This is a genomic window from Lentibacter algarum (genome assembly GCF_018860975.1).
GTDB lineage: Bacteria > Pseudomonadota > Alphaproteobacteria > Rhodobacterales > Rhodobacteraceae > Lentibacter > Lentibacter algarum_A.
Genome location: NZ_JAHKQI010000010.1, coordinates 554,086 through 561,313, shown reverse-complemented (window position 1 = coordinate 561,313; position 7,228 = coordinate 554,086). Strand labels below are relative to the sequence as shown.

The 7,228-nt window shown below is 52.5% G+C and carries 8 protein-coding genes and 1 pseudogene; 2 read left to right on the top strand and 7 right to left on the bottom strand.

The genetic code is table 11. From position 1 onward, the window contains the following. Positions 1–3 precede the first annotated feature (3 nt). The 7 genes and pseudogenes from KO498_RS18050 to KO498_RS18020 form a co-directional block, all read right to left on the bottom strand. The gene (locus tag KO498_RS18050) at positions 4–834 is read right to left on the bottom strand and encodes an IS3 family transposase (RefSeq protein WP_215961298.1); all 831 of its coding nucleotides are present in this window, start codon (positions 832–834) and stop codon (positions 4–6) included. 23 nt (positions 835–857) lie between these two features. Then, positions 858–1,145, bottom strand: coding sequence for a transposase (locus KO498_RS18045; protein ID WP_215958660.1), 288 nt, complete (start codon positions 1,143–1,145; stop codon positions 858–860). A 50-nt stretch (positions 1,146–1,195) separates the two neighbouring features. Continuing rightward, positions 1,196–1,876, bottom strand: a pseudogene (locus KO498_RS18040) (IS6 family transposase); the annotation flags it as partial. A gap of 198 nt (positions 1,877–2,074) precedes the next feature. After that, positions 2,075–2,215: a LysR family transcriptional regulator gene (locus KO498_RS18455; RefSeq protein WP_354667687.1), complete on the bottom strand. Its 141-nt coding sequence runs from the start codon at positions 2,213–2,215 to the stop codon at positions 2,075–2,077. A gap of 122 nt (positions 2,216–2,337) precedes the next feature. Beyond that, entirely contained in the window at positions 2,338–2,763 is a 426-nt protein-coding gene (locus KO498_RS18030) for a GlcG/HbpS family heme-binding protein (protein WP_215961296.1), read from the bottom strand. Positions 2,764–2,767: 4 nt separating this feature from the next. Continuing rightward, a complete protein-coding gene (locus KO498_RS18025; protein WP_354667686.1) occupies positions 2,768–3,091 on the bottom strand; it encodes a RidA family protein in 324 nt (107 codons plus the stop codon). Between the two features lie 67 nt (positions 3,092–3,158). Continuing rightward, positions 3,159–3,881 carry a ribonuclease activity regulator RraA gene (locus KO498_RS18020; RefSeq protein ID WP_215961294.1) on the bottom strand — a complete coding sequence of 241 codons (723 nt, stop codon included), beginning with the start codon at positions 3,879–3,881 and terminating at the stop codon, positions 3,159–3,161. A 209-nt stretch (positions 3,882–4,090) separates the two neighbouring features. Here KO498_RS18020 and KO498_RS18015 point away from each other — a divergent pair, with 209 nt between their 5' ends. Both KO498_RS18015 and KO498_RS18010 read left to right on the top strand, forming a co-directional pair. Further along, positions 4,091–5,578: an aldehyde dehydrogenase gene (locus tag KO498_RS18015; protein WP_215961293.1), complete on the top strand. Its 1,488-nt coding sequence runs from the start codon at positions 4,091–4,093 to the stop codon at positions 5,576–5,578. Next, positions 5,571–7,004 (top strand): aldehyde dehydrogenase family protein, encoded by a 1,434-nt coding sequence (locus tag KO498_RS18010; protein WP_215961292.1) that lies wholly within the window; start codon positions 5,571–5,573, stop codon positions 7,002–7,004. Before KO498_RS18015 ends, KO498_RS18010 begins: the two co-directional genes overlap by 8 nt. Positions 7,005–7,228 lie beyond the last annotated feature (224 nt).

The window sequence follows — 7,228 nt, the reverse complement described above, 5'->3', positions numbered from 1 at the left end:
TGTCTAGCCCCCAATTTCAGTACCAGTAATTTTCGTTTTCTCTATTAGGGTTTCAGGCACCGGAGGGCGCATACCTAATGCGTGATGGGGCCTGATCCGATTGTATTGCTTGAGCCAAACATTGATCGCGACCTGCGCCTGTCTTGTGCTGTGGAACCACTCTGCATTCAGAACCTCCCGTCTTAATGTTCCGTTGAAGCGTTCATTGTATCCGTTCTCCCGGGGGCTCCCGGGGTAGATCTGCATCGGCTGGATGCCGACTTTTTTCAACCACCCCTGCAGATGCCCGGCTATGAACTCCGGGCCGTTGTCAGAACGTATGAACTCAGGCTTTCCATGCTTCATGAGAAGCCTGTGCAACGCATCAAGAACATCGTTTGCGTTCATTCTGGGGCGCACCGCCACGCAGAGCGCCTCGCGGGTATACTCATCCAGTACCGTCAGCATCTTATAGCTGCGCCCATTGCTGAGCTTGTCATGAACAAAGTCTATCGCCCAGATGTGGTTCCGGTGTGTGGGGCGTAGCCTGATGATGGAGCTGTCTTTGTGATAAAGCCGCCGCTTCTTCTTGTGTCGTTGGGGGAGCTGCAGGCCTTCTTCGCCCCATAAACGTTCGATCTTCTTGTGATTGACCCGCCAGCCTTCCATTCGCAATAGCGCAGTGACCTTCCTGTAACCGTATCGCCCATACTGTTTGGCCAATCGGATCATAGCTAGGCGCAATTGCTCATCATTTGTTGGTTGCGCCCGATACCGAAGGCTGGAACGCGATAGCCCCAAAACCAAGCATGTGCGGCGTTCTGATGTGTTCAGCTTTTTACGGGTGTGGATCACGGCCTGACGCAACCCATCAACCGTCAGGCCTTCGGCTTTAGATGATCCAGGCTTTCCTTCAGGATCAACTTGTCGAGCTGCAGCTCTGCGACGATCTTCTTTAGTCGCTCGTTCTCTTTCTGCAGAGCGCGCATCTCAGAAAGCTGAGGACGTCCCATGCCTCCAAACCTCTTGCGCCAATAGTAATAGGTCTTATCCGAAATCCCCGCTTTTCGGCACGCGCTTACAACATCCAATCCATCATGCAAATGCACATCGATCTCGCGCAGTATCTTAAGCGCATCCTCGTCCGAATACCGTTTCCGAGCCATCCCTTCTTCCTCCTGTGACACTCAATTAGTGGCACACTTTTAAGGGGCCAAGACAGAGCGGCGGTGCGGTTGAGTTTGAAATTGGCACGTGAGTAGAGATGTCTTTCTTGGTTGAAATGGTTGTGGACCGTGGCGTGGACCGAGACGAATTTTTGCAAACTTCGTGTTCGGCGGAAGCGCAGCATGGCCCGCTCTCTTCGTCTAAATGGCTGGTGTGAATTCTCGGCTCGATTGTTGAGCCACCGGCCGGTTTCCTGTCTGTCCACTTTGCCAATTACCTTCATCGCCGCACCGTAGGAACGTAGCTTGTCGGTGTCGAAGATATGTGCGCGACCATGGCGTTTCATGATTTTCCTGAGGAATTTCAATGCTGCCTTGCGATCCCGGCGCTTTGTGACAAAGCTCTCCAGGACTTCCCCTTCGTGATCAACAGCGCGCCAAAGGTAGTGCTGCTCCCCATTTATTTTTACAAACACTTCATCCAGGTGCCACTGCTAATTTGAATATGTGCGCATCTGGCTGACCCTTTTCTTGCGGATCTCTGCGGGAAACAGAGGGCCAAATCTGTTCCACCAAAATCGAGCCGTTTCGTGGCTGATGTCGATGCCGCGTTCGTTCAGAAGGTCATCCACGTTCCGAAGCGAAAGCGGAAACCGAAGATACATCATAACGGCCAAGCGGATGATCTCTGGGCGCGTCTTGAAGTAGCGGAAAGGAGAGTGATTTGTCATCCGGAGACGCTAATTGCTCGACCTGCCCGCCTCAAGCAAGTTTAATCTGACAGTGCTTGCCTCTGTACTCTCAATCGCCAACGTGACTACACCTGATGGTGCAGCGGTCAGCGCATCAGTTGCGATGGCAATCTGATCTAGGGCTGTGGTGATCTGAGCAAGATTGTGTTCCCCCTCACCGGTCAAGGCGACGCCAGATTAATGTAGAAGAAAGAGCTTTGCGTTCAAACGTTTCTCCAACCCACGGATGTGACGGGAAATTGAAGAATGGATGACGTTCAGTTCTTCGGCCGCACGGGTAAAACTGCCCAAACGTCCAGCAGATTCAGACGCGCGAATGGGGTTCAGGGATGGAAGGTTTTTTTGTCATTACTGATCGCGGCTCTCTGGTACTTTTGGTGTCAAGAAAAGTCGTTTAAGAATACCCAAACTAATTGCGCGGCCAAAAAAGCACGTGGTTCTCAAGGCAATGCAGAAGCACCAATTGCTGCGACTGTTTCATCTTCGGATGATTCGCCGCCGCTGACCCCGATAGCCCCCAACAGGATATCGCCTTTGAAAAGCCCTACACCACCGCCAAAAATAACAAGGCCCGGAGTATGCGTGATTCCGTGCACCATGGCTGGATCGTCTTGAATAGAAGGCCACCACTCAGCCGTTGCAAATCCATTGAAGCCAACAACCGTGCGTGCCTTGTTGAGGCATATCGGAACAGCTCCAAAGGGTGCCTCATCCATGCGGGCGGTCAGAATTGGTACGGCACGTACATCTACTATTGCGATGCACATCGGCACTCCAATTTCCTGTGCATGTTGTATGGCAGCGCTAAGCACCTTCTGCGCGCCCATAAAAGACAATGTGGTGAGCTGAGCCGTATCGGCAGCCAATTACCTATTCCTCGACATATGCCAAGAAATCAGCGCACAGCAGCATGTCGCCCCAATCCTCTGCCACCTTCATTGTGTGACGTGAGGGGCGCGAAGCTGGATCAGGGAAATGCTCCACCCAGACGGAATTCAAAGCAGCGAAAATCGCTGAAGGGTCGGGGGCGTAAAAGGTCATTTTTGCCACGTTGGAAAAATCGCCTCCTGCTGCCTCCAACATTTCGCCAACATGACCAAAAACTGTCTTCACCTGCGCTTCGGCTCCTTCGGGACAGTCGCGTGTCCCGGGCGTGTACGGTGCGGTGATAGAGCAGGTGATAATAGGACCCACCCGCGTTGCCGCAGGGATAGGGGTCAAATGCGATAGACCAGCTATATTGATGGAGCGACGCACCTAACTATTCTGCCGCTTCTTTGGCAGCCAGCCATTCCTCGTATTCTGCGCGCTTTTCTTCTGTCAGCGGAAAATAATCAACGGTAGAGCCACCGACCGCAATCCGTGTGATCACAAATTCCTCTTCGATTTCCATCGCCAAGGCGGCGTCGGCGATTTCTTCAACCATGGCGATTGGAATCACAATCGCACCTTCGCCGTCACCGACAATGACATCACCGGGCACAACAGCCGCGCCACCGCATGCGATCGGAATTTGGGAATCTACAGCGGCATGGCGGCGGCCAAGCGTCGACGAATTCGATGCCTGATGATAAACTGGCACACCTAGCTTTTTGATTGCTGGCGTGTCCCGGATCGCGCCATCTGTGATGACGCCTTCTCCGCCCAGTTTTGTGACACGCAGCGCGTAGATATCGCCGACCGTGCCTGCATCAGGCTCGTTCCGTGCGTCAATAACCAGAATTTCGCCCGGTTTTATGGCCTCGACAGTTTCACGCTGAACGTCGCGGATGTGCCACTGATTGAGATCAGGTCGGACAGGGAGGTAGCGCAAAGTATGGGCGATACCGATCATACGTTGGTTTTCCTGCAATGGTTTGAGCTTGTTCATAACGCAGTTCAGGTACCCACGCGCCTGCAATTGGCTACTGATTGAGGCCGTTGTTACACGAGCCAGTTTAGATTTGATTTCAGCCGTTAGCACCGAACTAGTATTCTCAGACATCCTATTCTCCACAGACTTGGCGCCGAGACTTCGCCGCGTGTTACAAAGGAAACTATACGTGATCGTTTGGGGGGGCGAAAAGACTAGGATAAACAACATACTTGCCTAACATCTGCAACAATAGGTGGTCTATCTTTCGCTTGCATGTTTGATACCTCAGGCGTTTCACACTTTCGCAGCTCAAGTTCAATATCAAGGACGTCATTCTGATGACCACATTTCCCTTCTTTTCAGTGCCATACGCCAAACATTTCATAAACGGTCAGTTTTGCGATTCCGTGTCTGGCGAAAGTTTTCAGGTCATAGACCCGACATCGGAGGAAGCCATCAGCACAGTGGAGCGCGGCAATGCCGCCGATGCTGAACTGGCCGTAAAGGCGGCCAAGGATTCATTCATGCGTGGTGATTGGTCCCGTGCGAAACCGTCGTTCCGCAAAGAAGTGTTGTACCGGGTCGCAGATTTGATTGAAAAACGGTCTGATGAAATCACCTATTTGCAGGCAAAGGAGATGGGTGAACCTGTCTTGGACAGCTCTGGCAAGGTTGCATTTTATGTCGCACGCTCGGCACAGAACTTTCGGTTTTTTGCAGATGAGCAGGCACAGGCCGGGGACCATGCATTCAACCATGAAGACCGGTTGATGACGTACACAATGACAGACCCTGTGGGGGTTTATGCATTGATTACGCCATGGAATGGACCGTTTATGCTGTCCACATGGAAGATGGCTCCTTGTCTCGCCTACGGGAACTCTGCTGTTCACAAGTCATCCGAACTGTCGCCGCTGTCAATTCAGGTGCTTTGCGAGATATTTCAGGAGGCAGGTCTGCCAGACGGCGTTTATAACTCTCTCATGGGGTACGGCGCAGAGGTAGGCCCGCCGCTGGTCAGTCACAAAGATGTCGCGGGGGTGTCCTTTACCGGATCTCCTGCCACGGCTCGCGATATATCTGGGCGTGTTGCGTCACAGCTCAAGCGTACGTCGTTCGAACTTGGGGGCAAATCGGCTTGCATCATCTTTGACGATGCCGACATTGACCTCGCCGCAAAAGAAGCCTCGCTTGCGATCTATTCCACGACGGGGCAATCCTGTGTCGCAGGATCGCGCATTTTAGTTCAGGAAAGCATCTACGACGAATTCTTGAAAAAATTTGAAGCGGAGGCAAAAACATGGACCATCGGCGATCCTTTGGAAAGCGAAACAACACTGGGACCTGTGGTTTCAGAAGGCCAGTATGACCGCGTGATGAGCTATATTGATATCGCACGGGGTGAAGGTCGCGTGCTTTTCGGTGGCGGCCGTCCCGAAGGATTGGACAAAGGCTACTTCATTGAACCAACCGCGATTGTCGATGCCCCGAATTCTTCCCGGATTTGTCAGGAAGAGGTGTTTGGGCCTGTTGCTGTGATCTTGCCTTTCAAGGATGATGCTGAGGCGTTGAGTATGGCAAACGACTCTCCCTTTGGTCTTGCGGGGTACATCTGGTCAAATTCAATAGAGCGCGCGCACAATGCGGCCCTTAGGCTGGAAACCGGCATGATCTGGATCAATTCTGGATTTGCCCGCGATTTGCGCCAGCCGTTTGGGGGAGTGAAGGACAGCGGACAGGGCCGTGAAGGCGGCATGTTCAGCCGCGAGTTCTACACTGAAACCCGGTTTGCAAGTTTCCCTCTAAATCCCCGCCGCGATGACTGACTTATTGGGAAATGCACGCCGATTCTACATCAACGGAGAATGGTGTGAGCCGGTGGGTGATACGATCATTCCGGTCATAAATCCGGCGACAGAAGTTGAGATTGCCAAAATTACCCTTGGCAATTCCAGCGACGTGGAGCGGGCAGTATCCGCAGCGGCGGCTGCATCCGCCACGTATAAGCAAACCACAAAATCAGAACGCTTGGACCTGCTTCGACGTTTCCGCGCAGCCTATGTTGAGCGGTATGAAGAGATGGCACAGACTATTTCTGCTGAATTGGGCGCTCCAATAGATATGGCGCGCGAACAACAAACAGAAACAGGCTTGGGACATTTAGACGCATTTATCGATGCTCTTGAGGCGCACGAAGATCGTGAGGTTTTGGCAAACGGCGACACGCTTCTGTTTGAACCAATTGGGGTATGCGCGCTAATCACACCGTGGAACTGGCCGGTCAATCAGATTGCGCTCAAGGTTATTCCCGCACTTGCAACTGGATGTACCTGCATCCTGAAACCCTCTGAAATTACGCCTTTGTCTGCGGTGGTATATGCCGAGATGTTGGATGCCGCTGGTGTGCCACCCGGTGTCTTCAATTTGATTCAAGGTGACGGCGTCGGTGTCGGGACATCACTGACAACACACCCAGAAGTCGACATGGTCAGCTTCACAGGATCGACCCGTGCCGGCATCGCCATCAGCAAAGCCGCCTCCGAGACGGTAAAACGTGTGTCGCTTGAGTTGGGCGGCAAGTCACCCTCATTGATATTTGCAGATGCCGATCTGAAAGCGGCGATCGCCAGCACAGTCAACGATTGCATGAACAACACCGGCCAATCTTGTGACGCGCCAACGCGTCTTTTGGTTGAACAAAGCGTGCATGACGAAGTTGTTGCTATGGCGGCCGAAATGGCCTCTGCTATTGAAATTGGTGATCCAAGCATGATGGGTAAACATATTGGGCCACTGGTAAGTGACCTGCAGCTAGACCGTGTTCTGACCCTGATAAATGTAGCGATCGCAGAAGGCGCACAACTAGTTGCAGGTGGGCCTAAAGCTCCTGACGCCATCGAGGCTGGCTATTACATCGAGCCAACGGTTTTTGCCCAAGTGGGCAATGACATGCGTATTGCTCAGGAAGAAGTGTTTGGCCCGGTTTTGGTCATCATTCCATTCCAAACCGAAGACGAGGCTGTGAAGATTGCCAATACAACGCCCTACGGGCTGGCGGCATATCTGCATACCACTGATGAAGTCCGGCAGGAGCGTCTGATCCGGAATTTGCGCGCCGGGATGGTTCATGTGAATGGCGGCGAATTTAAATACGGAAGCCCGTTCGGTGGATATCGCATGTCTGGCAACAGCCGCGAAGGTGGATCATTTGGATTGGATGACTTTCTCGAAGTGAAGGCCGTTCATCGTTAAGCGACGGCGATAACTGAACATCTCCTGGTACCAGACGGAGGAGATGCTTGAGAGGAGAATTAGATGGCAAATTTTGAGGTGAGTTTCGTCTTCAAATCCGGAAACTGTGAAATGGTTACGCTAGAGGCCTAACAAAAGGATGCCATCGGCGCATCGTGGCACACCTATCTTGTGCCGCTCACCAGTTAATACTTCATTACCGCAGAAGCAATAAACGGTGGGAA

What these genes read in the sequence shown, in the direction of transcription:
- KO498_RS18045 (WP_215958660.1), bottom strand. Translation starts at nt 1,145, where the DNA reads ATGGCTCGGAAACGGTATTCGGACGAGGATGCGCTTAAGATACTGCGC.
- KO498_RS18020 (WP_215961294.1), bottom strand. Translation starts at nt 3,881, where the DNA reads ATGTCTGAGAATACTAGTTCGGTGCTAACGGCTGAAATCAAATCTAAA.
- KO498_RS18015 (WP_215961293.1), top strand. Translation starts at nt 4,091, where the DNA reads ATGACCACATTTCCCTTCTTTTCAGTGCCATACGCCAAACATTTCATA.
- KO498_RS18010 (WP_215961292.1), top strand. Translation starts at nt 5,571, where the DNA reads ATGACTGACTTATTGGGAAATGCACGCCGATTCTACATCAACGGAGAA.